21 protein-coding genes, 1 tRNA gene and 1 pseudogene are annotated in these 21198 nt (G+C 34.6%); 9 read left to right on the top strand and 14 right to left on the bottom strand.

What is annotated here, in order from left to right:
* Nucleotides 1-118: pseudogene (locus Q1V95_RS16300) on the top strand (DDE transposase); the annotation flags it as partial.
* A gap of 704 nt (nt 119-822) precedes the next feature.
* On the opposite strand, the gene Q1V95_RS10870 reads toward Q1V95_RS16300, so the two are convergent.
* The 10 genes from Q1V95_RS10870 to leuS form a co-directional block, all read right to left on the bottom strand.
* A tRNA-His gene (locus Q1V95_RS10870) sits at nt 823-898 on the bottom strand.
* Between the two features lie 39 nt (nt 899-937).
* Nucleotides 938-1654 carry a bacillithiol biosynthesis deacetylase BshB1 gene (gene bshB1 / locus Q1V95_RS10865; protein WP_300673687.1) on the bottom strand — a complete coding sequence of 239 codons (717 nt, stop codon included), beginning with the start codon at nt 1652-1654 and terminating at the stop codon, nt 938-940.
* Between the two features lie 79 nt (nt 1655-1733).
* Nucleotides 1734-3386, bottom strand: a complete 1653-nt coding sequence (locus Q1V95_RS10860) for a tetratricopeptide repeat protein (RefSeq protein ID WP_300673685.1) — start codon at nt 3384-3386, stop codon at nt 1734-1736.
* A gap of 99 nt (nt 3387-3485) precedes the next feature.
* Nucleotides 3486-4364 carry a substrate-binding domain-containing protein gene (locus Q1V95_RS10855; RefSeq protein WP_300673683.1) on the bottom strand — a complete coding sequence of 293 codons (879 nt, stop codon included), beginning with the start codon at nt 4362-4364 and terminating at the stop codon, nt 3486-3488.
* Nucleotides 4365-4613: 249 nt separating this feature from the next.
* Nucleotides 4614-5033: an energy transducer TonB gene (locus tag Q1V95_RS10850; RefSeq protein WP_300673680.1), complete on the bottom strand. Its 420-nt coding sequence runs from the start codon at nt 5031-5033 to the stop codon at nt 4614-4616.
* A gap of 174 nt (nt 5034-5207) precedes the next feature.
* Complete coding sequence (locus Q1V95_RS10845) at nt 5208-6053, bottom strand: energy transducer TonB (RefSeq protein WP_300673678.1); 846 nt, start codon at nt 6051-6053, stop codon at nt 5208-5210.
* Between the two features lie 37 nt (nt 6054-6090).
* Nucleotides 6091-6636, bottom strand: a complete 546-nt coding sequence (locus tag Q1V95_RS10840) for a biopolymer transporter ExbD (RefSeq protein WP_300673676.1) — start codon at nt 6634-6636, stop codon at nt 6091-6093.
* Between the two features lie 9 nt (nt 6637-6645).
* Nucleotides 6646-7251, bottom strand: coding sequence for a biopolymer transporter ExbD (locus Q1V95_RS10835; RefSeq protein ID WP_300673674.1), 606 nt, complete (start codon nt 7249-7251; stop codon nt 6646-6648).
* Between the two features lie 71 nt (nt 7252-7322).
* Nucleotides 7323-8186: a MotA/TolQ/ExbB proton channel family protein gene (locus tag Q1V95_RS10830; RefSeq protein WP_300673672.1), complete on the bottom strand. Its 864-nt coding sequence runs from the start codon at nt 8184-8186 to the stop codon at nt 7323-7325.
* A 274-nt stretch (nt 8187-8460) separates the two neighbouring features.
* Nucleotides 8461-11328, bottom strand: coding sequence for a leucine--tRNA ligase (gene leuS, locus Q1V95_RS10825; RefSeq protein WP_300673669.1), 2868 nt, complete (start codon nt 11326-11328; stop codon nt 8461-8463).
* 290 nt (nt 11329-11618) lie between these two features.
* On the opposite strand from leuS, the gene Q1V95_RS10820 reads away from it, so the two are divergent.
* From Q1V95_RS10820 to Q1V95_RS10810, 3 genes are read left to right on the top strand one after another with little or no spacing between them, the layout of a single operon-like run.
* Entirely contained in the window at nt 11619-11969 is a 351-nt protein-coding gene (locus Q1V95_RS10820; RefSeq protein WP_300673666.1) for a hypothetical protein, read from the top strand.
* A 42-nt stretch (nt 11970-12011) separates the two neighbouring features.
* On the top strand, nt 12012-12977 hold the full coding sequence (locus tag Q1V95_RS10815; RefSeq protein WP_300673664.1) for a TQO small subunit DoxD: 966 nt from the start codon (nt 12012-12014) through the stop codon (nt 12975-12977).
* A 59-nt stretch (nt 12978-13036) separates the two neighbouring features.
* The gene (locus Q1V95_RS10810; RefSeq protein ID WP_300673662.1) at nt 13037-13789 is read left to right on the top strand and encodes a glycosyltransferase family 2 protein; all 753 of its coding nucleotides are present in this window, start codon (nt 13037-13039) and stop codon (nt 13787-13789) included.
* Between the two features lie 83 nt (nt 13790-13872).
* On the opposite strand, the gene Q1V95_RS10805 is transcribed toward Q1V95_RS10810, so the two are convergent.
* A complete protein-coding gene (locus Q1V95_RS10805) occupies nt 13873-15144 on the bottom strand; it encodes a glycosyltransferase N-terminal domain-containing protein (RefSeq protein WP_300673660.1) in 1272 nt (423 codons plus the stop codon).
* A 182-nt stretch (nt 15145-15326) separates the two neighbouring features.
* Here Q1V95_RS10805 and rpmH point away from each other — a divergent pair, with 182 nt between their 5' ends.
* Both rpmH and Q1V95_RS10795 read left to right on the top strand, forming a co-directional pair.
* The gene (gene rpmH / locus Q1V95_RS10800; protein ID WP_034701860.1) at nt 15327-15485 is read left to right on the top strand and encodes a 50S ribosomal protein L34; all 159 of its coding nucleotides are present in this window, start codon (nt 15327-15329) and stop codon (nt 15483-15485) included.
* 159 nt (nt 15486-15644) lie between these two features.
* Nucleotides 15645-16355, top strand: coding sequence for an ATP-binding cassette domain-containing protein (locus Q1V95_RS10795; RefSeq protein WP_300673644.1), 711 nt, complete (start codon nt 15645-15647; stop codon nt 16353-16355).
* Between the two features lie 38 nt (nt 16356-16393).
* Here the strand turns inward: Q1V95_RS10795 and Q1V95_RS10790 are convergent, their stop codons facing one another.
* Genes Q1V95_RS10790 through Q1V95_RS10780 form a run of 3 tightly spaced genes read right to left on the bottom strand, consistent with a single transcriptional unit; the run spans nt 16394 to nt 19139 of the window.
* Nucleotides 16394-17092, bottom strand: coding sequence for a methyltransferase (locus Q1V95_RS10790; RefSeq protein WP_300673642.1), 699 nt, complete (start codon nt 17090-17092; stop codon nt 16394-16396).
* A gap of 6 nt (nt 17093-17098) precedes the next feature.
* Nucleotides 17099-18553: a HAMP domain-containing sensor histidine kinase gene (locus Q1V95_RS10785; RefSeq protein WP_300673639.1), complete on the bottom strand. Its 1455-nt coding sequence runs from the start codon at nt 18551-18553 to the stop codon at nt 17099-17101.
* On the bottom strand, nt 18540-19139 hold the full coding sequence (locus tag Q1V95_RS10780; RefSeq protein ID WP_300673637.1) for a riboflavin synthase: 600 nt from the start codon (nt 19137-19139) through the stop codon (nt 18540-18542). The genes Q1V95_RS10785 and Q1V95_RS10780 overlap by 14 nt, the downstream gene beginning before the upstream one ends.
* A gap of 189 nt (nt 19140-19328) precedes the next feature.
* Between Q1V95_RS10780 and pdxA the strand changes: the two genes are divergently transcribed.
* The 3 genes from pdxA to rpmF form a co-directional block, all read left to right on the top strand.
* Complete coding sequence (gene pdxA / locus Q1V95_RS10775; RefSeq protein ID WP_300673635.1) at nt 19329-20420, top strand: 4-hydroxythreonine-4-phosphate dehydrogenase PdxA; 1092 nt, start codon at nt 19329-19331, stop codon at nt 20418-20420.
* Nucleotides 20421-20502: 82 nt separating this feature from the next.
* Nucleotides 20503-21033 (top strand): DUF177 domain-containing protein, encoded by a 531-nt coding sequence (locus tag Q1V95_RS10770; RefSeq protein WP_300673632.1) that lies wholly within the window; start codon nt 20503-20505, stop codon nt 21031-21033.
* A gap of 44 nt (nt 21034-21077) precedes the next feature.
* Nucleotides 21078-21198: 50S ribosomal protein L32 (gene rpmF / locus Q1V95_RS10765; protein WP_300673689.1), on the top strand; the 121-nt coding region annotated here is incomplete at its 3' end.

Below are 21198 nucleotides of genomic sequence, written 5' to 3'. Positions count from 1 at the left end.
AAGCACAAATGCTTCAGCAGAAAGTTTCAATGCCAAAATCAAAAACTTCAGATTACAACTTCGCGGCGTAAAAGATAGATCCTTTTTTCTATTTAGATTATCCAATCTTTTTGCTTAGTCCCCAGGTTTTGTTCTTGATCCCAATTTATCAGATTAATAATCATAACACATTATAAACTAGATATATTAAAAACATCTTTTATTGAAATAAAGCTCAAAACAAAAAATATCGAAGTTTATTTTTAATTATATTATTTAAAAATAATAATGACAAATATTTATAAAAAGTGAAAATAAACACAATTACAAATACTAAAAAAAGCCAAAAAACCACGACACAAGCCACCCATTCACCTATTTCATAACAATTCGACAATAAGGCACATTAATAAAAAAATCAAATTCGAATTTTAAAAGTCGAGAATTAGACTAAAAAACGTCAGGATTTAAGATTTTAGCAAATATTTTTGAAAATAGACTACAATTTTTAGCAACAAGAGTTTATCATATTTAACTTGACTTGGAATAAAACAATAAATGTCAACTTGAGCGATCTTCAAAGAAAGTTGCTTCGAAAATCAGTTCATTTTCTTATCCTAAAACCTTCTCGACAAATTCCCACTACACAAAACGACGACAGATTATTCTACATTATTCAAAGTTATATCTCATACAAAGAAAAGAGTATCTGGAATTGACGCAGTTCAATAATTCAAAAAAACTCACAAAAAGTGTTGATAAATTTCCAGACTTGAATTTCAATAATCGCAGATTACTAAAAAACAAAAAAAGCATCCTAAAATTAGGATGCTTTTTTAATTTGGGTGAATGATGGGTCTCGAACCCACGACCTTCGGAACCACAATCCGACGCTCTAACCAACTGAGCTACAATCACCGTTTTTGCGTGTGCAAATATAGCACAATAATTCTAACTATCAAATAAAATTATCAAAATTTTTCAAAGCAATTAATTTTTCTGACGTAAAGCCCTCAGCATAAGCAACTCCCGACAAACGCCCTAAATCCTGAGCACGGTAAGTTAAGCTCTCCAAAAAGTCTTTTGTCGCAATTGGCGTCATCGGCTCGTTAGAAGTTGGATCATAAAATTGCGTTTTGTAGGCCATACAAGATTTAATCTTAACATCTAAAAATTCTGAAATATCAATTACAAATTCTGGCTTAATATACTTCCATTGGATATAATGCAAGATATGATTTGGACGCCAAACCTCTTGTTGTTTTCCATCTAATTCTGTTTCAATCTTTCTTAACCCAGAAAGGAAACAAGCATCAGAAACCAACTTAGCAGCTTTGGCATGGTCAGGATGTCGATCATCAATTGCATTAGCCAAAACGATGTCTGGTTGATACTTTCTAATCATCTTGACAATGCGCATTTGGTAGTCTTTAGAATTCTCCAAAAAACCATCTTCCATCTTCAGATTTTCACGAGCAGAAACTTTTAGAATCTTTGCAGCTTCTGCGGCTTCAAGCGCTCGTGTTTCGTTAGTTCCGCGAGTTCCCATCTCACCTTGCGTCAAATCTACAATAGCAACCGTTTTCCCCTCAGAAATCAATTTTGCAATTGTTCCTCCACAACCTAACTCAACATCATCGGGATGCGCTCCTATAGCTAAAATATCAACTTTCATTGTATAAATTTTTACAAATTTACACAATCCAAAAAAAATCCCGCAGTTTGCAGTACGGGATTTTAATAAATTTTATAGATTATTTACTTAGATATTTCACTAAGTTAACTGCATCTTGATAAGTTGGATTAAGTGCAACTGCTTTATTTGCATAATCTTTTGCTTTTGCTTTATCCGAATCTTTATTTGCATAAGCGATAGCAAAATAAGCATAAGATAGAGACTCTTTATTAGCTTCTGCTTCTGCTGGATTCTTAGCCATCAAATCAATGAATTTTTGATAAGTTGTGTTTGCCAATTCAGTATTACCACCTTGTTGGTAAGCATAAGCTAGAGAGTTGTAAGCTGGCGCCCAATCTGGAAGCAAGCTTGTAAGTTTTTGCCAAGTCATAACTGCACCATTCCAGTTTTTAGCCTCTTGATATGCTTGTGCTAAATATGCCAGAGAAGTTGTGTCCTCTTGGTTAGCTGCAACTTTCTTTTTAAGCTCCTCAATTTTAGCATTAGTTGGTCCTTGATCTGCCGCTGCAGCACTGAAACCACCTTTAACTTTAGCTAACTCGTCATCCCATTTAAAAGTTTCATCTTTTGCAGCTTTCGCGATAGCAATTTTAGACAATGCCTGTGCATTTAATTCTGCTTTTTTAGCAGCATCTTTTTCATCTTTAGCCAATCCAGCAGCAATCAATCCATAAAGACCTTGATCCGCAGGCAAAACTCTTGACTTATCTACTAAAGAAACGAATTTATCTAGATTCTCTTTCGCAGCAACATATTCTCCAGAACCAAATTGAATATAAGAACGAAGTTTGTACTTAACTGGATCATCAACTTTATCAAATACTTTATCTAAAGTTGTTTTCGCATTAGCGTAATCTTCGTTTGTGAAATATAATTTAGCAATCTCCAACTGTGTTGATGGATCTTCATCAGCATACTGAGAATATTTAATCAAATCCTGAGTTGCCTCTGCATTTCTTTGGTATTTAATATCAAAACCTGCCAAGGCTTTATAAGCTGGTGCATAAGATGGATCTACAGCAATTGCTTTATCCAAGTTTTCTTTTGCTTTCTGCCATTGTTGTGCAGCCATCCATAAAGTTGCAATTCTTGTATATACAGAAGCCTTGCTTTTTGCAACTGGCAACGCATTTTCGTAAGCAGAAAGTGCATTACCCGCCATTTTTGGATCATTAGTTGACTTCAAACGGTAAGCATCGCCTAACGCATAATAGTAATTTGCAGGAACTCCAGCTTTTTGAGACTTCTCAATTGCCTTGTTTAGGAATTCAACTGCCAAATCTGGGTTAGAAGTTTTATCATAAAGTGTTAAAGCCTCTGCTGCACGATATAATACTTCTGCATCTTTCTCTTTAGAATCCTTTACAATATTTCTAAGATCAGTCTCCCCTGACTTGTCTCCTTTGCCTAGCTTGATTGATGCTAAACCAATTTTGCTAAGAAAGTTTTTAGGATCTTTCGCTAAACCTTGGTCAAAGTATTCTTTAGCTTTATCAAAATTAGGATCGAATTGTGTAAGATATGTGTTTCCTAAATAAAAATAATTATTTGCGGAAGGATCTTTTGTAATTAAATCATTAAAATTTTGTCTTGCTTTTGCATATTTGTGACTGTCAACATAGATTGTACCTTCTTGCACAGATTGAGCAAATGCGAACTGAGAGAAGAATCCAACAGCTGCAGTCAAAACAATTTTCTTAGAATAATTCATTATTAATTTATTTTTAGTTTATTTAAATTTATACTATGCGGAATGAAACACAAGTTTCAGACCAAAAATAACTTTGAAATCGTAAATTTTGTTAACATATTATCGCATCTGCACTTCGCGGCGATACATATTGTAAGGTTGAAGCCCTTCTTTCTCAACAATCATCTGTCCTAGCTGCGTACACGAAAATCTGATAAAGCCATTTCCTAAACCATAATAATTTTCATTTGCAAGAAAATAAAGAACTCTTGTGAATGGATACTTCATATCCTGAAGATTATCCACTGTTGGTGTATAAGTTACACCATTGCTAGTAATTGGCAAGATATTAATTTTTTCTCGAAGTCGCATAGCTTCGTCGCCATAAGGACGCGAAATTGTATTAAGACTTACCACACCAATCTTATTGGGATATTTTTCTAATTGATCGATAATGTTTTCATTACCGTTAATTACCGAATATTTAAGAGCCGAAGCTTTCACATTAAAAGTTTGTGCAATAAAATTAATATTGGCTCCATTTCCTCCATCGAAAATCAAACTTTTATCATCTGATGAAATACGGCGTTTGATATCATCAACACTTAATTCCTTGATAGAAGTGTTAGTTTTTGGCACGACAAACACAAGTGCATCTGCGGCAAACTTAGCAGGCTCCCAAGGCAAAGCAACTTTTTGGTCAAAAGCATTCTTCTCGGACTGACTAAGATTACGCGACATCACAATAACACGTGTTTTCGCATCTAGCAAATCCAAAAACGCTAAATCTTCTTTCTTGTAAATAACTTTGATTTTAGTATTGGGATTGTTGGCCATATAACGATCCGTCAAAGCATCAATAATACTTTTGAAAGACTCATCTGCCTCTATCGTAATACTACCCTGATTAGGATCATCGACTACTCTTTCATTTTTTGACTTACTACAAGAAACTATTAAAAGTAAAGCCAAAATAACCAACCAACTATTCTTCTTCATATTTACTCTCACGAGTTTTTTTAATTGCACGATATATACGAAAGATGCCATAAGCGATTAACAATGCACCAAGCATGTAAGCCCCTTTTGGTTCTAGAGCTACAATAAAAAATTTATAAATGATTACAAACACACCAAGGATGGTATAGACAAAACCTGTAACCAATGATAACCAATTAAACATCATAACAACAAAGATACAAAAAAAGGCTAGCCAAAACGCCACTTTTGTATGTTAATAAATGCTAATTAATCGACACTCATTGCAATTGGAATCGTAAAAAGGGATCGAACATTTTCACCTCTCAGCGTAGCAGGCTTCCATCGTTTCTGTTTCTTTACAGCACGTACAGCTTCCTTATCAAAACTTGTACTTCCAGATGCTTCTACAAGTTTAACATTGGACACAGCGCCATCTTTCTCAACAATAAAGCTAACTCTAGCTCGTAAATAACCATAATCATCAATATTCGTTGGGTCTATGCCAGCTAAGATATATTCACGTAATGCATCAATACCACCAGGATATTCAGCAGCAACATCTGGCTCTTCAACAGTTTGACTTTGTAACTGATCTGCACTAGGCATTTGGGAATGATCTTGAATATCAGACTTCGCATTCTTATCTGACTTTGTATTCTTATCAGCACTACTACTCACACTATCCATTTTTGGGTCCTTATTACAAGCAATACAAAGCATTAAAACTAAACCAAAAACAATATAACAATACCTCATATCTTTATTACTAAACTTAATACTAAAAGTAATAAAAAAGCAAGACTTACGAAAACAAAAAAAAGAGAAGCATAAGCTTCTCTTTCTATTTTTATAAACCGAGGTTTATTGGAATTGCATTGTAATTGGAATCGAGAAATACGATCTAACGTTCTCACCATTAAGTTTAGCTGGTTTCCATTTTTTCTGTCTCTTAACAACGCTTACAGCTTCGTTATCGAAATCAGAATTTCCAGATTTCTGTACAACTTTAACGTCTGATACAGAACCATCTCTTTCAACGATGAATTTAAGCTTAACCGTTAATTGCCCTTCACCTTCCATGTTAGAAGAATCAATATTCTCACTAACATATTTACGGAACGCGTTTGATCCTCCTGGATATTCTGCAGCTTGGTCAACCTCAGCATATACCTCATTGGTATTAACTGCTGGTTTAACTTCTACGGCATTACCTTTACCTTGCGGTACTGGTGGTGGAGGTGGTACAAAATCAGGCTTCTTAACACCTTCTTGATTTACAAGACCTGTTTGAGTATCCAATTGCTTACTCATTGGTGGTGGAGGTGTCTCTACCTTTGGTTCTCTCTTAGGCTCAGGAACAACGTTTTGAATAATCTCAATTTTCTCCGGCTCAACTTTTGGTGGAGGTGGTGGAGGTGGTTCTTCTTCTTTCGGTTGTTCTAGAATAGGATCATCTTGTTTAATATCAATTAGGTTTGCATCAACTTCCACTTTCTCAGGCTTATTCATCTCTTGAATCTTAAGATAGATAAATGGACTTCCTGCAACTAATAAAAATAAACCTGTCCCAATTAAGAAAGACTTCGTAAGAACTTTTGGATATCTTGATCTAAGATCATAAGCACCATAGCTCTTATTTCTATTTTCAAAAACAATTTCGTCTAAAGTTAAATTAGAGTCATTGTAATTCAAATTTTCTTGTGACATTCTTTTCTAAGTTTTAGAATTAAATTATAGATGAGGATTACTTATTTCCTACTTTCTTATCATAAACAGCTTGCTCCCAAGGCTTGATATCGGTAACCCCGTATACCTCATTCTTAGTAATAGCCATTTCGTCAAGAATATCTACAAAGTTTTTATATACTGCGTCATCTGTAGGTTTAATAATCACCGTAAATTTACTTTGATCACTTGCACCTGCTTTAGCTTGCTCGATTACTTTCGTAATCCCATCTCTATCAAACTTAGTTTCTATCAAAGTCTGCTCGTTAAGACCAGCTTGATCCTGTTGATGATAGAATACTCTATTGTCTTTTCCTAATATAATTGAAATTGAGTTATTCAACTTAATCTCTGTATCAGGTGGTTTTTGATTTTCGTCTTTTGGTTTCGCTGGTAAACCTAAGTCTAAAACGTTTGGTTTACTAAACGTTGACGTAAACATAAAGAACATCAACAATAGGAAATTCAGGTCAACCATCGGAGTCATATCAACTCGGGGGTTATTCTTCTTCGAACGGACCTTGCCGCCTTTACCCCCTTTTTCCTGTACTTGTACTTCTGCCATTTCTCTATCTTAATTTGCGTGTCCTTCTTGTGACGTTATCAACCAAAATTTAAGAAAATCAATATCTCTCAAACCTTCAAACAATTGCTTCACTCTTGGATATTTAGTAGAAACATCACCTTTAATTGCTAGTTTGTAACTAGGATTAACAGCTAAACTTTCTTTAACCCAATCGATTAATTGTTTGTTATTATCATCCAAAAGTATACCAGTTGTTGCTTTGTATTTCTTTTGGTCATCCTCTGATAGATTAAGGAAACCCTTAAGCTGATTCATAGGAACACCAATTGTTGGTGCTTTTGCAAACGCCGCTTTTTCAGCATCTGTAAATGTCATACCATACTTCTTTCCCATATTTTCAAGAAGTTGGATTCTTTCTGTACCATTTTCTACTGGAGTAAAGTAAAAAGTACCTTTTTCAGTAACGTTAATGGTCATCAAACTAGAATCTGGTAATAATTTCTCAGATATTGATGATGGCGGTTTGATTTGCTCCACATCAGGTTTCTTGAACTGTGTGGTCATAATAAAGAATGTAAGTAGTAGGAACGTAACATCACACATCGCGGTCATGTCCGTTACTACTCCATGTCTTTTTGGTTTAATTCTCGCCATTATTCTATTATTAATTAATTAACTTCAATGATAGTAATCACAAAATTACTATTTACACTATTCAGAAAATCTTAGTGAAATTCTGCAAATGATTGTTGGATGCTCATGGCGATCTCATCGATCTTATAAGTTAAACCATCAATCTTAGAAGTGAAGAAGTTATATAGAATAATCGCTACAGCTGAAGTACCAATACCTAAAGCCGTGTTGATAAGTGCTTCAGAAATACCGATTGATAATGCAGCAGCATCTGGAGTACCACCACCAGCACCTAGTGCGAAGAAGGCTCTAATCATACCGATTACCGTTCCTAATAGTGCAACTAGGGTTGCTACCGTACCTAATGTAGAAAGAATAATCATATTTTTCTCTAACATTGGCATCTCTAAAGTTGTAGCTTCTTCAATTGCTTTGTTAAGAGCTACCATTTTTTGCTCTTTGTTCATTGTAGTATCAGAACTTAAAACTTTGTAAGTTGTAAGACCTTCTTTAACTACGTTACCGATAGAACCTTGTTGCTTGTCGCATTCTTCGATAGCTTCATTAATTTTATTTTGGTTAAGTAAGCTTCTAATTTTTAATACAAAATTATCTACATTACCTGTACCTGATGCTTTTCTTAATACAAAGAATCTCTCGAATGAGAAAACGATTACGATAATCATAAATGTGATAAGAATAGGTACGATGATACCTCCCATGTAAATAATTCCTAGAAATCCTTCTGGGTGCATCTCTTTAGCTGCGATATCAGCAGTAGCAACCGTTGCTCCTGTTAATCTTGGATCAGCTTTAAAATTTCCTGGATTACCCAAAATAAAGTAATAGATACCAAAACCTACCAAAAATAGGATTGGTAAAATTATAGCCGGATTAAGGCCTCCCATTTTTCTAGCAACTACTTGCTCGTCTGTCTTCGAAACATTCATTTCCATATTAAACTAAATTATAATTGTTAAATTTTCTAGGTTGTAAAATAAAGGCAAATAAATTAAAAATGCAATACTTAGTTTATATTTAACTTCTAATTTATATTAGCGCTTTATTAATAAAATTATTATTTTGATATTTTTTTTAATTTTTATTGAAGCATTTATATCGCTTCACTTTTATTCGCTTAATTAATACATAAAATAAAGCAGTATTTTTTTGATTTTTTTAATAGTATTAAAAATTAAACACTTACTTAATTTGTATTAAAAAAGACCTCTAAAGTACGATATTTATTATTTTCTTAGGTACAATAATTGTCTTTTTCGGTGTTTGATCTCCCAAAAAGTTAATCACGCGCTCATCTTTTAATATAATTTCTTCAATTTCGTTAGCTGTCAAAGTGACAGGAAGTGCTAATTTGAATTTCATTTTCCCGTTAAAACTAACTGGATATTCAATTTCATCTTCAACCAAATAAGCTTCATTTAACTCAGGGAATTTAACATATTCCACACTTTCACTATGACCAAGCAAGCTCCATAACTCTTCACAAATATGTGGTGCATAAGGTGAAATAATGACAGCTAAAGGTTCAAGAATTGCTCTTTTGTTGCACTTCAATTTTTGCAATTCGTTAACTGCAATCATAAAAGATGACACCGATGTATTAAACGAGAAATTCTCAACATCGTAAACGACTTTCTTTATTAATGTATGCAAAACTTTATATTCCGCCTTTGTTGGCTCTTCATCGCTTACCACGAAAGTATCGCCATCGAAATACAAGTTCCAGAACTTTTTCAAGAATCCATAAACACCGCTAAGTCCCTGCGTGTTCCAAGGTTTTGATTGCTCCAATGGACCTAAAAACATTTCGTAAAGACGAAGACAATCTGCTCCGAATTCTTCACTAATATCATCAGGATTCACCACATTAAACTTTGATTTTGACATTTTCTCAACCTCGCGTTCTGTGATATATTTTCCGTCTTCTAAGATAAATTCAGCATCAGAAAACTCTGGTCTCCATTTCTTAAATGTTTCAGTATCCAATTCATCACTTCCTCCTTTTAATAAAGAAACATCAACGTGAATTTTCTGCGTTTTATAATCGCCAATCAAAGCTTTAGACACAAACTGATTAGTTCCATCAACTCTAAACACATAAGCAGACATCCCCAAAATCATCCCTTGGTTAATCAACTTTTGGAAAGGTTCATTTTGCTCGATATAACCTCGATCTTTTAAGAACATATTCCAAAAACGAGAATACAACAAATGTCCTGTCGCGTGCTCGCTTCCACCAATATACAAATCAACTTGTCCCCAATAATCTGATAATTCTTTTTTGCAGAATACCTCATCATCATGCGGATCCATATATCTTAGGAAGTACCAAGAGCTACCTGCCCAACCTGGCATCGTTGACAATTCTAATGGAAACACAGTTACATTATCGATTAAATCTGCAGCAACCACTTTTTGATTCGCTTCGTCCCAAGCAAAATCTTTAGCATTTCCTAAAGGTGGATCTCCATCTTCCGTTGGCAAATATTTTTCAACTTCCGGCAAAGCTAATGGCAAAGCCGAAACTGGTAATGTGTAAGGCAAATCATTTTTAAAATAAACAGGAACTGGCTCGCCCCAATAACGCTGACGAGAAAAAATCGCATCACGTTGTCTATAATTAATTGTACCTTCGCCGATATTTCGTTTTACAATTTCTTCAATGATTTTAGATTTCGCTTCTTCGTAATTTAAACCATTCAAGAAATCTGAGTTAATGCATTTTCCATCTTTTGATGCAAAAGCTTCTTCCTGAACATTCTCGCCACCTGCAACAACTTCGATAATTTCTAAACCGAATTTCTTTGCAAATCTGTGATCGCGCTCATCATGCGCCGGAACCGCCATAACTGCGCCTGTTCCGTAACCCATCAACACATAATCCGAAATATAAATCGGCATTTTCTTTCCTGTAAAAGGATTGATGGCATAACTTCCTGTGAAAGCACCCGAAACCGACTTAACATCCGCGATACGATCGCGCTCTGTTTTCTTAGAAGTTTCAGCAATATAGTTTTCAACTTCTGCTTTTTGAGCTTCTGTTGTAATATTTTCCACCAAAGGGTTTTCTGGCGCCAACACCATAAATGTCGAACCAAAAATAGTATCAGGACGCGTTGTGAAAACTTCAACCACGTTGTCGGTTGTTGGTTGTTGGTTGTCAGAATTTTCCTGAACACCATCAACAATCAACTGAGAACCATCAACTAAAAATTTAACTTTCGCACCTTGAGATTTTCCAATCCAATACTCCTGAGAATCTTTAAGCGGTTGTGGCCAATCCAAAGTCGCAAGACCTTGTAACAATCTTTCAGAATATGCAGAAATACGCATACTCCATTGCATCATTTTCTTTTGATACACAGGAAAACCACCACGCTCCGACTTACCTCCAATAACTTCGTCGTTCGCTAAAACCGTTCCTAAAGCTGGACACCAATTAACAGTAGTCTCCGCACGGAACGCCAAACGATAATTTAATAAAATATCTTGCTTATCTTCTTCCGAAGCCGCATTCCACTCTTCTGCAGAAAAACTTAGCGCGTCATTTTGATTCGCATTAAGACCCTCAGTTCCTTTTGTTTCAAAATGTTGAACCAACGTATCAATAGATTCCGCTCTATCTGTATCCTTATTATACCACGAATGAAATAATTGAATAAAAATCCATTGTGTCCATTTATAATAAGATGCATCAGATGTACGAATCTCTCGACTCCAATCGAAAGAGAATCCAATTTTCTTTAGCTGCTCTTCGTAACGATTGATATTTTGCTCTGTTGTAATCGCAGGATGCTGCCCAGTTTGGATAGCATATTGCTCAGCCGGCAAACCAAAACTATCGTAACCAACAGGATGTAACACATTGTAGCCTTGATGCCTTTTGTATCTCGCATAGATATCCGACGCAATATATCCGAGCGGATGTCCCACATGGAGTCCTGCTCCCGATGGATAAGGAAACATATCTAATACATAAAATTTCGGTTTAGAAGTAGCGTCCGATGTTTTGTAAGTTTGGTTTTCTTCCCAATACTTCTGCCACTTCTTTTCAATCTGTTGGTGATCGTAAAACACTGTTAAAATATTATTTTGTAGTTAATAATTCTATCAATCTTTGAAAATCCAAATATTAACATCTTTAAAAACGACATTGCAAAGATATAAAATTTTAAACAATAGCGATTTTAAAAATAATTTTTCTAGTAAAATCAAAAACTATAGATAAGATTTTGGAAAACATTATCATTTAGGTTTCCAAAAAGACTTCCAAAGATAACTATTTTAACGCACATTTAACTATTTTTAAAGGATTAAGAAATTATGAAAACTTTGTTTTAGCATTTTAAAAGGCTATTTTTGCCAACATGAGACTTCTCTTACAATTACTTTTTGTGCTTGGAATATTGTTTTCGCCGTGTAGCGTCAAGGCAAGCCTTTTCCAATTAACTTCACAAGAAGATTTTAGTTTTGAGAAAACCTCTCCCAACAAAAGCAAGTTTTCGGATAAAACAACTTGCGATCTCCAAAATTTCAAAACCAAAACGAAAGTAAAATTTGTTCTTGACCAAGCTTTAGCTAATGATTTTTTCAGTTTTAAAAACATTGAAGATTTCATTTTTAAAACTAAAGAAAAGACAGCTTTTGTCATTCATCAACGCGTCCAAGAACGACTCTTCCTACTCTACTCTCAACTCAAAATTGCAATTTTTAAATAAAATTTCACAGTAAAAATTTATTTAAAATCAAACATTGCAATAATGAACAAAACAATTATCAATGCTTTTCCTAACGCAGGATTAGCGCTCCGCCTTGTTATAGGCTGGACTTATTTTTCTGCTTTTTGGAGGCGATTAATTTTAGAAAACAAACTCGACCCAGAGGTTTCTGGCTATATCGGCGAAAAATTTAATCACTTTTTACCAAACGCTCTTTTCATAAAACCTCTGATAGAATACCTCGTCAGCAATCCAGAAATTCTACTGACAAAAATGTGGATTTTCACGATTGTTGAGGGTGTCGTCGGTTTATTTTTAATGATAGGTTTCAAAACCAGAATCAACAGCCTTATCGTTATGTCCTTAGCTTTAGGAATTCTGCTTGGCTCTGGCTGGATTGGCACAACCTGCCTCGACGAATGGCAAATTGGCGTCCTCGGAATCGCTGGAGGATTCACGCTTTTCCAATTGGGTGGCGGCAAAATTTCGATTGACGGACTTTCGAAGAATTTTGTATTAAATGAAACTAGATTTAATGACAAACTAAACTTAAAATTCTACACACCGTTTTTAGTAATCAGTTTTTTAATATTTGGTTTAACACTTTATACCAATCAAGTTTTCCACGGTGGTGTCTATGGCGAACTCTACAACAAATCTGTCAAGCCAAAATTGGAAATCACAAATCTTAAACAAGAAAAAAACAAAGTCAGTTTCGATGTTATGAGAATTGAAGGCGCCGATGTTTACGGTTCTTTCTTGATCGGAATTGATTTTTTGGATAAAAATGGAAACACAATAAAAAGTCTAAGTATGGAAGATTTGAGCAATCTCAATAAAGAACAAATCCAGAATTATTATGTTGCAAAAATAAAACCACACAAACACAGCTTGCTTTTACCTTTGGGGGCAAAAGCAAATTTAAGTTTTGAAATCGACCAAAGCATTCACGAAATTGTGTTAACCGATATTAGCGGAATAACTTGGAAAGCTAAAATGCAAGAATAAATTTAAGAGCCGAAAGGCTCTTTTTGTTTTAGTATTGTTAAATTTGCAAAAAACACAAAATGCCAGAAGTTTCGATTATCACGCCGAGCTACAATACCGAAAAGTATATTCAGGAAACAATTAACTCGGTTTTATCACAAACTTTAACCGATTGGGAATGGATTATCACTGATGATAAATCTTCGGACACAACCACCGAGATTATTGAACAACACAAGGATCCACGCATCATTTTAATAAAGGCTGAGAAAAATGGCGGTGCTGGTCATGCTCGTAATTTATCCTTAGAGAAAGCTTCTGGACGCTTCATCACTTTTCTTGATGCCGACGACTTTTGGGAACCCAACTTCCTTGAAGAAATGGTCAACTTCATGAAAAAAGAAACTGCAGAAATCGCTTATTCTAATTATGCGCGTTGCAATGAAGATTTAGTTCCTCAGATTGAAGATTTCAAAGCAGACACTGTGGTGACATTTAACAATCTTTTAAAAACTTGCCGATTGTCACTTTTATCGTCCATGTACGATTCTGCTCGTGTTGGTAAAGAATATTTCCCGGAAGGCACAAAGCGTGAAGACCATGTGATGTGGCTAAATCTTTTGAAGAAAATCCCAGAAGGAAAACCGCTTCCGAAAACTATGGCAAAATACAGAATGCACCAAAGCAGTATTTCCAGAAACAAGAAAAACATTATCAAAGACCAATATTTGGTTTACAAAGATTATATGAAATATTCCACTGTTAAATCTTTGTATTACACCGCAAATTGGGCACTAAACGGTTTTATGAAGTATTCGAAGATTTTCAACTAAAATCAATTCAAGACAAAGCATCTTTGTTATACAAAGCAACTTTATTGAAGAACAATTTGTTTAAAACTTAGACAAACTAAAAGTCAATTCGAAATCTTTTCGGGAAAGAAACTTAAAATCTTAGCCATAATCATTTTGGTTGCATCAGGCTGAGATTCGACAAAGAATTTGGCATTTTCAGACATCTCTTTTAAAGTTGAAACTTCATCAATTGGTGTACGGTTTGCACTTTTAATCAATTCCTCAATAAAGCCTGCCATCGAAAATTCGTCGGAAAAACTTTTACCACCATTCATTTTTATTAAAGCATCAGCTTCAGGATTTTTTCTGTACTGATCGCCAAAAAACACAGGAATTCCGAATGCCGCAGCTTCCAAAATATTATGAAGTCCCGCACTGTGAAAACCGCCACCAACAATCGCTAAAGTCGAATAAGAATAAAGTTTTGACAACAAACCAATACTATCAATAATCAAAACATTGGTTTCCAAATTGGTCTTATCCGTAATCTCGCTATATAATAAAGCTTCGGGAAATAAAGTTTTAAGATGATAAACGCGCTTCAAATCGTGTGGTGCAATAATCAATTTGGTTTTGGGAAGTTTAAGATGTAACATTTGTGCAACTTTCTCCTCAGCCTCCCAAGAACTTCCAAGGACAATACTTCGGCGGTTAAAAACATATTCCGAAATAAAAGCGACGTGATTATCTCGATTTTTCAATTGTTTAACTCTATCAAAGCGGGTATCTCCTGTAACAGAAGATTGATCAATACCAACACTTTTGGCAAGCGCAGAGCTATTAACTGTTTGATGAAAAACCCAATCCAAACAAGTTTTTAATTGCTTAGAAAACCATCCGCCATACATTTTAAAAAAAACTTGCCCCTCATAAAACAGAGCAGAAACGACGAAAACTTTAGCTTTTTTATGATGTAGAATTCTCAACAAATGGTACCAGTAATCATATTTAACGGTAAAGAAAATCTTAACATCCATTGCATCAACCAGCTTTTGCATGCTTGACTTTCTATCAAAAGGTAAATAAATAATCAAATCCGCTAAGTGCTGTTTTTTAACAACGTTTTCATAACCAGACGGCGAAAAAAAACTGACAAGAATGTTAGAATCAGGAAACTCTGCCTTTAATTGTTCTAAAACCGGCAAACCTTGTTCGTACTCGCCCAAACTGGCAGCATGCATCCAAATAACTGACTTGCCATTCAATTGTTGCTTCACCTTAGCCAAACTCTCTCGGCGACCTAGCAAACCACGTCGCGCCTTTGTATTAAAAAGCGAAAACAGCTTAAAACCAAGAATAAAAAACTCTATAAAAATGCTATATATTACCGACATTATTGCTAAATCTTTATGACTTCAAAAATAGGAATTTTACGAAAAGTCTGTAAACATAAGCTTTAGAAAATGCAATCAATAATTTTAAAAATAATTTTAAAAAATGATTTGCACTATCAAATAAAATCTCTATATTTGCAATCTGAAAATCAAAAGATAATTACGAACTAAATATATTAGTGATGAGTAAAAGAACATTCCAACCATCGGAGAGAAAGAAAAGAAACAAACACGGTTTCAGAGAAAGAATGTCTACACCTAACGGTAGAAGAGTATTAGCAGCTAGAAGAGCAAAAGGCAGAAAGAGTTTAACTGTAAGTGCTGCACGCGCTAAGAGATAATTCTTGAATTATTACATACAAATCATGCTTGAAAGTTAAGTCTTTCAAGCATTTTTTGTTGTTAAAATATAATAAAAATTAAGTCTATCCTAAAAGTTTTCCTTATTTTTGAGATAATATTCGACAGGCTCGAAAACTTAATACACAAGATTTTTAACTATGCCACATAGACACGAAAGCGGAGAAAACATTATCAATCTTGACAATGCCAAAATTGTACAAAAGAATTTTACAGTTCTTAACAATGTTAACCTGCATATCCAAAAAGGAAAATTCTGCTATCTTATTGGAAAAACGGGAGCTGGTAAAAGTTCTTTATTAAAAGTTCTTTACGGACATCTTCCTCTCCAAGGCGGAAAAGGTGAAGTTGCAGGTTTTGACCTTGCAAAACTTCGTCAATCTGACATCCCAAATCTTAGAAGAAAACTAGGAATTGTGTTTCAGGATTTCCAACTTTTGACAGATAGAAATATTGAAAAAAACCTATTGTTTGTACTACAAGCAACTGGCTGGTCTGACAAAATAAAAATGGAAGACCGCATTAACGAAGTCCTTGCCAGCGTTGGTATGAAAACCAAAAAACACAAAATGCCACACCAACTTTCTGGTGGTGAGCAGCAGCGTGTGGCGATTGCAAGAGCACTACTTAACCATCCAGAATTGATTTTGGCAGATGAGCCAACAGGTAATTTGGATCCCGAAACATCTAACGACATTATGACTTTGTTAAAAAATGTCGCAACAGAAAACAATTGTGCTGTTGTTATGGCAACACACGATTATCACATGATTCAGAACTTTCCAGGAGAAGCAATCCGTTGTGAAAATGGACAAGTTAGCGTACTTGACACTGCAGAATTATTTGAATAATATAACATAAACTAAAAAAGCACCTTATGGTGCTTTTTTTATGATTTGAAAAGATGAAAATCTTTAGTCGTTTCTAAATATTGATCCGAATATTGTCTCGGTGATTTTTCAATTACAAATTCCTCCAAAACTAAATGCTTAGGTTTAATTTTAGTAAAATCTAAAATTACACGCCGCACTTCTCCACCCTCAATTCCTTTAATCGAAACTTTTCGTTGAAGATGTAGATTTTCCTTTTTGCACAAGGCAACGAAAACAATTTCATCCTGCGATGGAATAATTACAGAGAACCTCCCTTGTTCTGTTAACAAACGATTTGCATTCTGAATCAAATCTTGGAAATCGAGTTCAACTTTTTGTCTTGCAACAACATCTTTCGAAGAATCATTAGCTTCAAAGTAAGGCGGATTTGAAAAAATAAAATCAAATTTCTCTTCGGATTCAAAACTTTTAAAATCCGATTGACTTACTTTTAACCGAGCCGAAAATGGCGATTCAATAAAATTCTGATTGGTCAAATCAACTGCGCTTTCATTAATATCAATCGCAAGAATATTTAACCCAAAAAAACGTTGCGCCAACATTAGAGAAACAATCCCTGTTCCAGAACCTACTTCGAGTGCAGATTTTGCATCTTCTGGATTTGCTAACGAACCAAGCAACACCGCATCTGTTCCGACACGAAAAACAGCATCATCTTGATTAATATTGAATTGTTGAAATTTAAAAAGCTTCATTCCTAACTACATATTTGTCGGCAATGTGATATTAAACACCGTTCCCTTACCCTCTTCTGACTTTACAGTAATTTCGCCGCCATAATCCTCAATCATCTTTCTTACCATCGTCAAACCAAGTCCCATTCCAGAACTTTTCGTTGTAAAGTTTGGTTCAAAAATTTTCAATAGCTTTTCATCGGAAATACCGACACCATTATCCTCAACATTAATTCTCAGTTTTTTATGAACGTTTTCAATATCAACATTAATCAACATAGGACGTTCTGCATCTTGCGCTTGAATTGAATTCGAAATTAAATTGGTTAAAATTCTAGTTAAATAAATTTTATCCATCGACACGCGAATCACTTCTTTGTTAGAATGGATATAGATATTATTAGACGCAAAAACATTGGCTACATTTCGAGCTTCATCCACAACATCAAACTCCACATCATTACGCTGCGGCAATTTTGCAAACTCTGAAAACGCAGAAGCCACCTCAGAAATTAAGTCAATTTGCTCTACAATAACTTTTGACATCTTCTTAACCTTAGCCCTCACTTCCGGATCCTCGGGATCAAAACGTCTTTCAAAATTCTGAATCGTCAACTTCATTGGCGTCAAAGGATTTTTAACCTCATGCGCAACTTGTTTAGCCATTTCGCGCCAAGCTTCCTCCGATGCCTTATATCTTAACTTTTCCCTCTGATCTTGGATTTCGGAAATCAATTTATTATAAGCTTTCACGAGACCATTTAATTCATCATTTTGATAGTAACGAATCGGCCGAATGTTATCATCAAACAAATTAACAGAATTAATAATGCTCGAAAAACGCGTAATCTTCTTGGTTAGATTATTAGAAGTTACCCAACTAATCCAAACACCAACTAAAAGAATGATAATATTAATAAGGATAATATAACCCAAATAACGATTAAAAACCTGCAAATAAACATCCTCATTATGATAAAGCGGAAAATAAACATAACCAATATCCGCCAACATATTATTCTTAAGAACCATGTACGACGAGGTTACATCCGCTTTCAAATTAGAATCATACTCCGTTTTATCATATTGCAAGCCATCTTTTTTAAGCTTTGCTAAAATATCAGCAGGAATACGTTTTTGTATAACAAGCTTAGGATCCTTATTAGAAAGAAGATACTCTCCTTTTAGATTATATACAACAATATCATGCTTGTTAATGTCAGCAATTTCGTAGATTTTATTACCTAAAACTTTCGGTAAATCTTCTTCTTTAACCTCTGTATGACTCAATGCATAATCCAAAGAAGACATCAAAGCCTCAGATTTACTTTGCTTATCGACCTTACTTTGTGTCATCGCATTATCGCGCAATACGATAAATGAAAGCACAGCGGAGCCGATTGTACTAAGAAGACAAACGATTAAAAATCCAACAAAAATTCTGTTACGTAGACTATAACCCTTATAATTATTTAATGACATTCTGTTTTTGCATCAATTTCGAAATATATTTTCCGATGATATCAAACTCTAAATTGACAACATCACCGACATTAATATGCTTCATATTTGTAAACTCCCAAGTATAAGGAATTATTGCCACCGAAAACTGATTCGGTTGACTATCCGCCACTGTCAAACTAATACCATTAACAGTAATAGAACCTTGTGGCACCGTTGTGTAGTTAACTTCCTCCTCATAAGAAATCGTCACGTAGAAACTACCATCCAAATCTTCGATTTTAGCAACTTTACCCGTTTTATCAACATGACCTTGCACCAAATGTCCATCAAGTCGACCTTCAAATTTCAGGCAACGTTCTAGATTAACTTCTGTACCAACAGACCAATTTCCAAGGTTTGTTTTCTCTAAAGTTTCGTCAATTGCCGTCACTTTATACTTGGGTGCATCGATTTCCACCACCGTTAAGCAACATCCATTATGCGCAAGACTTTGGTCAATTTTTAACTCGTTGGCAAAATTACACTCTAGCGTAAAATCAACATTCGTTCCATTTTTATCAACATTTAGCACCTTTCCAGTAGCCTCTACAATACCTGTAAACATTCTATTTTTTATTTTGAGGATATTAAACTTAAAATTATTATTACCAAAAACCACATTATAAACCCATCTTATATTTTAGAAAAAGCCAAACATTCGCTTTTCAAAGTTTTATTAAAATAAAATTTAAACAAACTCTTAATTTCAAAAATTGTAAATTTGTGGTTTAAAATAATATTCAAAGATAATAAAATGAGTGCGAAGCATCATAAAGTAAGAGTAGGCATTTCGATAGGTGATTTCAATGGCATTGGTCCAGAAATCATTATGAAGTCTTTAAAAGATAAAGCGATTACTGACTTCTTCACACCAATTATTTTTGGTTCTGGTAAATTATTTAGTTATCAGAAGAATTTCTTCAAGCTTCAGCACCTCAATTTCAATTACATACAGAATGTAAAAGAAGCAGCGCACGGCAAAATAAATATGCTAAATCTAACCAAAGATAATTCTAATGTAGAATTTGGTGTTCCGACTGAGGAATCGACAAGATTTGCAATTTCATCTTTAGAAGCTGCAACAGAAGCTTTATTAAATAGAGAAATCGACGTTTTAGTTACTGCACCAATCAACAAAGACGAAATGTTGAAATATGGTTTCCAGCATGCTGGTCACACAGGCTATTTTGAAGAAAAAGCAGGTCGTAAAGGCGTTATGTTTTTAATTACAAACAACCTAAAAGTTGCTGTATCGACACATCACATTCCTTTAAAAGATGTTGCTGAAAACATTTCTAAAGAAAAGATTGTTAAACAAGTGCAACAACTCAACAAAACTCTAATAGAAGATTTCTGTATTGAGAAACCAAAAATTGCAGTTTTAGGATTAAATCCACACGCTGGCGATGGTGGCGTTATCGGTAAAGAGGAAATCGAAATTATCCAACCTGCCATTGAAGAACTTTTCAACAGAGGTACTTTAGCATTTGGACCATATCCTGCGGACAGCTTCTTCCAACCAGAGAAATATAGAAAATTTGACGCTGTTTTAGCAATGTACCACGACCAAGGTTTAGCACCTTTCAAAACAATTGCTTACGAAGAAGGCGTTAATTATACAGCAGGTTTACCAATTATCAGAACATCACCAGATCATGGTGTCGCTTATGATATTGCGGGAAAAAATCTTGCCGACGAACAAAGTTTTAGTGAAGCCATTTTTGCAGCGATTGACATCTATCGTAACCGAATGGATTATATCGAGCTACAAAAAGGCAAGCTGCGACCGCGTGTTGTTAACGCAAAAGACAACTTTGACGAAGACTTACCAGAAGAGACAAATTAACAACAAAATTGATTCTTAAAACTTTGATTTAAAATTATTTTGTTATTTCAAAAAATAAAGTTATTTTTGCAAACCGAATTTTATGGACAAATTCAAAAATTATAACATTGCATTTACAGGTCTAAAGACAGGTAAGCATCAGTTTAGATTTGAAATTAATCAGGCGTTCTTTGATTTGTTCGGGATAGAACAAGAATTTACAAAGCCCAGAATACAAGTAGACGTTTTGCTTGACAAACACACTACTTTTATGGAGTTTTGGTTAGATATAACTGGTGACATCGAGTTAGTATGCGACATTAGCAACGAAGAATTCGATTATCCAATTAATCAAAACATGAAAATTCTTGTAAAACAAGGAGAAGAATATGACGATAGCAACGAGGAAGTTATCACAATACCACACAGCGACAGCGATTTTAATATTGCCCAGCTCGTATACGAAGGTGTTATGTTAAGCGTCCCAATGAAGAAACTTTCTCCCAATCTAAAAGATGAAGACGACTATCATCAACTTTTAGAAAAGTACAGTCCCAAAATAAAGGAAGAAGAGCAAGAAGACGAGATTGACCCTCGCTGGGCAGCTCTCAAAAAATTAAAAGATAATAATTAAGTATAACAATAATTCATAATAGAATTTAAAAAAAATCACTAGTAATGGCACATCCTAAGAGAAGACAATCGTCTACAAGAAGAGATAAAAGAAGAACACATTACAAAGCTGTTGCTCCTCAATTAGCTAAAGACGCTACAACTGGAGAATTACACCTTTTCCACA

The sequence above is a fragment of the Soonwooa sp. genome (assembly GCF_030151385.1).
Classification (GTDB): Bacteria; Bacteroidota; Bacteroidia; order Flavobacteriales; family Weeksellaceae; genus Soonwooa.
The sequence above is the reverse complement of the archived record's forward strand: the minus strand, read 5'-3'. Positions and strand labels throughout refer to the sequence as shown.

Excerpts from the sequence above, each read along its gene's own strand:
- Q1V95_RS10780 (WP_300673637.1), bottom strand. The coding sequence starts at position 19,139 with ATGTTTACAGGTATTGTAGAGGCTACTGGAAAGGTGCTAAATGTTGAT.
- Q1V95_RS10835 (WP_300673674.1), bottom strand. The coding sequence starts at position 7,251 with ATGGCGAGAATTAAACCAAAAAGACATGGAGTAGTAACGGACATGACC.
- Q1V95_RS10855 (WP_300673683.1), bottom strand. The coding sequence starts at position 4,364 with ATGAAGAAGAATAGTTGGTTGGTTATTTTGGCTTTACTTTTAATAGTT.
- Q1V95_RS10785 (WP_300673639.1), bottom strand. The coding sequence starts at position 18,553 with ATGTCATTAAATAATTATAAGGGTTATAGTCTACGTAACAGAATTTTT.
- Q1V95_RS10770 (WP_300673632.1), top strand. The coding sequence starts at position 20,503 with ATGGACAAATTCAAAAATTATAACATTGCATTTACAGGTCTAAAGACA.
- rpmH (WP_034701860.1), top strand. The coding sequence starts at position 15,327 with ATGAGTAAAAGAACATTCCAACCATCGGAGAGAAAGAAAAGAAACAAA.
- Q1V95_RS10850 (WP_300673680.1), bottom strand. The coding sequence starts at position 5,033 with ATGGATAGTGTGAGTAGTAGTGCTGATAAGAATACAAAGTCAGATAAG.
- Q1V95_RS10820 (WP_300673666.1), top strand. The coding sequence starts at position 11,619 with ATGAGACTTCTCTTACAATTACTTTTTGTGCTTGGAATATTGTTTTCG.
- Q1V95_RS10805 (WP_300673660.1), bottom strand. The coding sequence starts at position 15,144 with ATGTCGGTAATATATAGCATTTTTATAGAGTTTTTTATTCTTGGTTTT.
- Q1V95_RS10810 (WP_300673662.1), top strand. The coding sequence starts at position 13,037 with ATGCCAGAAGTTTCGATTATCACGCCGAGCTACAATACCGAAAAGTAT.
- Q1V95_RS10790 (WP_300673642.1), bottom strand. The coding sequence starts at position 17,092 with ATGAAGCTTTTTAAATTTCAACAATTCAATATTAATCAAGATGATGCT.
- Q1V95_RS10815 (WP_300673664.1), top strand. The coding sequence starts at position 12,012 with ATGAACAAAACAATTATCAATGCTTTTCCTAACGCAGGATTAGCGCTC.
- bshB1 (WP_300673687.1), bottom strand. The coding sequence starts at position 1,654 with ATGAAAGTTGATATTTTAGCTATAGGAGCGCATCCCGATGATGTTGAG.
- Q1V95_RS10845 (WP_300673678.1), bottom strand. The coding sequence starts at position 6,053 with ATGTCACAAGAAAATTTGAATTACAATGACTCTAATTTAACTTTAGAC.
- pdxA (WP_300673635.1), top strand. The coding sequence starts at position 19,329 with ATGAGTGCGAAGCATCATAAAGTAAGAGTAGGCATTTCGATAGGTGAT.
- Q1V95_RS10860 (WP_300673685.1), bottom strand. The coding sequence starts at position 3,386 with ATGAATTATTCTAAGAAAATTGTTTTGACTGCAGCTGTTGGATTCTTC.
- Q1V95_RS10830 (WP_300673672.1), bottom strand. The coding sequence starts at position 8,186 with ATGGAAATGAATGTTTCGAAGACAGACGAGCAAGTAGTTGCTAGAAAA.
- Q1V95_RS10795 (WP_300673644.1), top strand. The coding sequence starts at position 15,645 with ATGCCACATAGACACGAAAGCGGAGAAAACATTATCAATCTTGACAAT.
- Q1V95_RS10840 (WP_300673676.1), bottom strand. The coding sequence starts at position 6,636 with ATGGCAGAAGTACAAGTACAGGAAAAAGGGGGTAAAGGCGGCAAGGTC.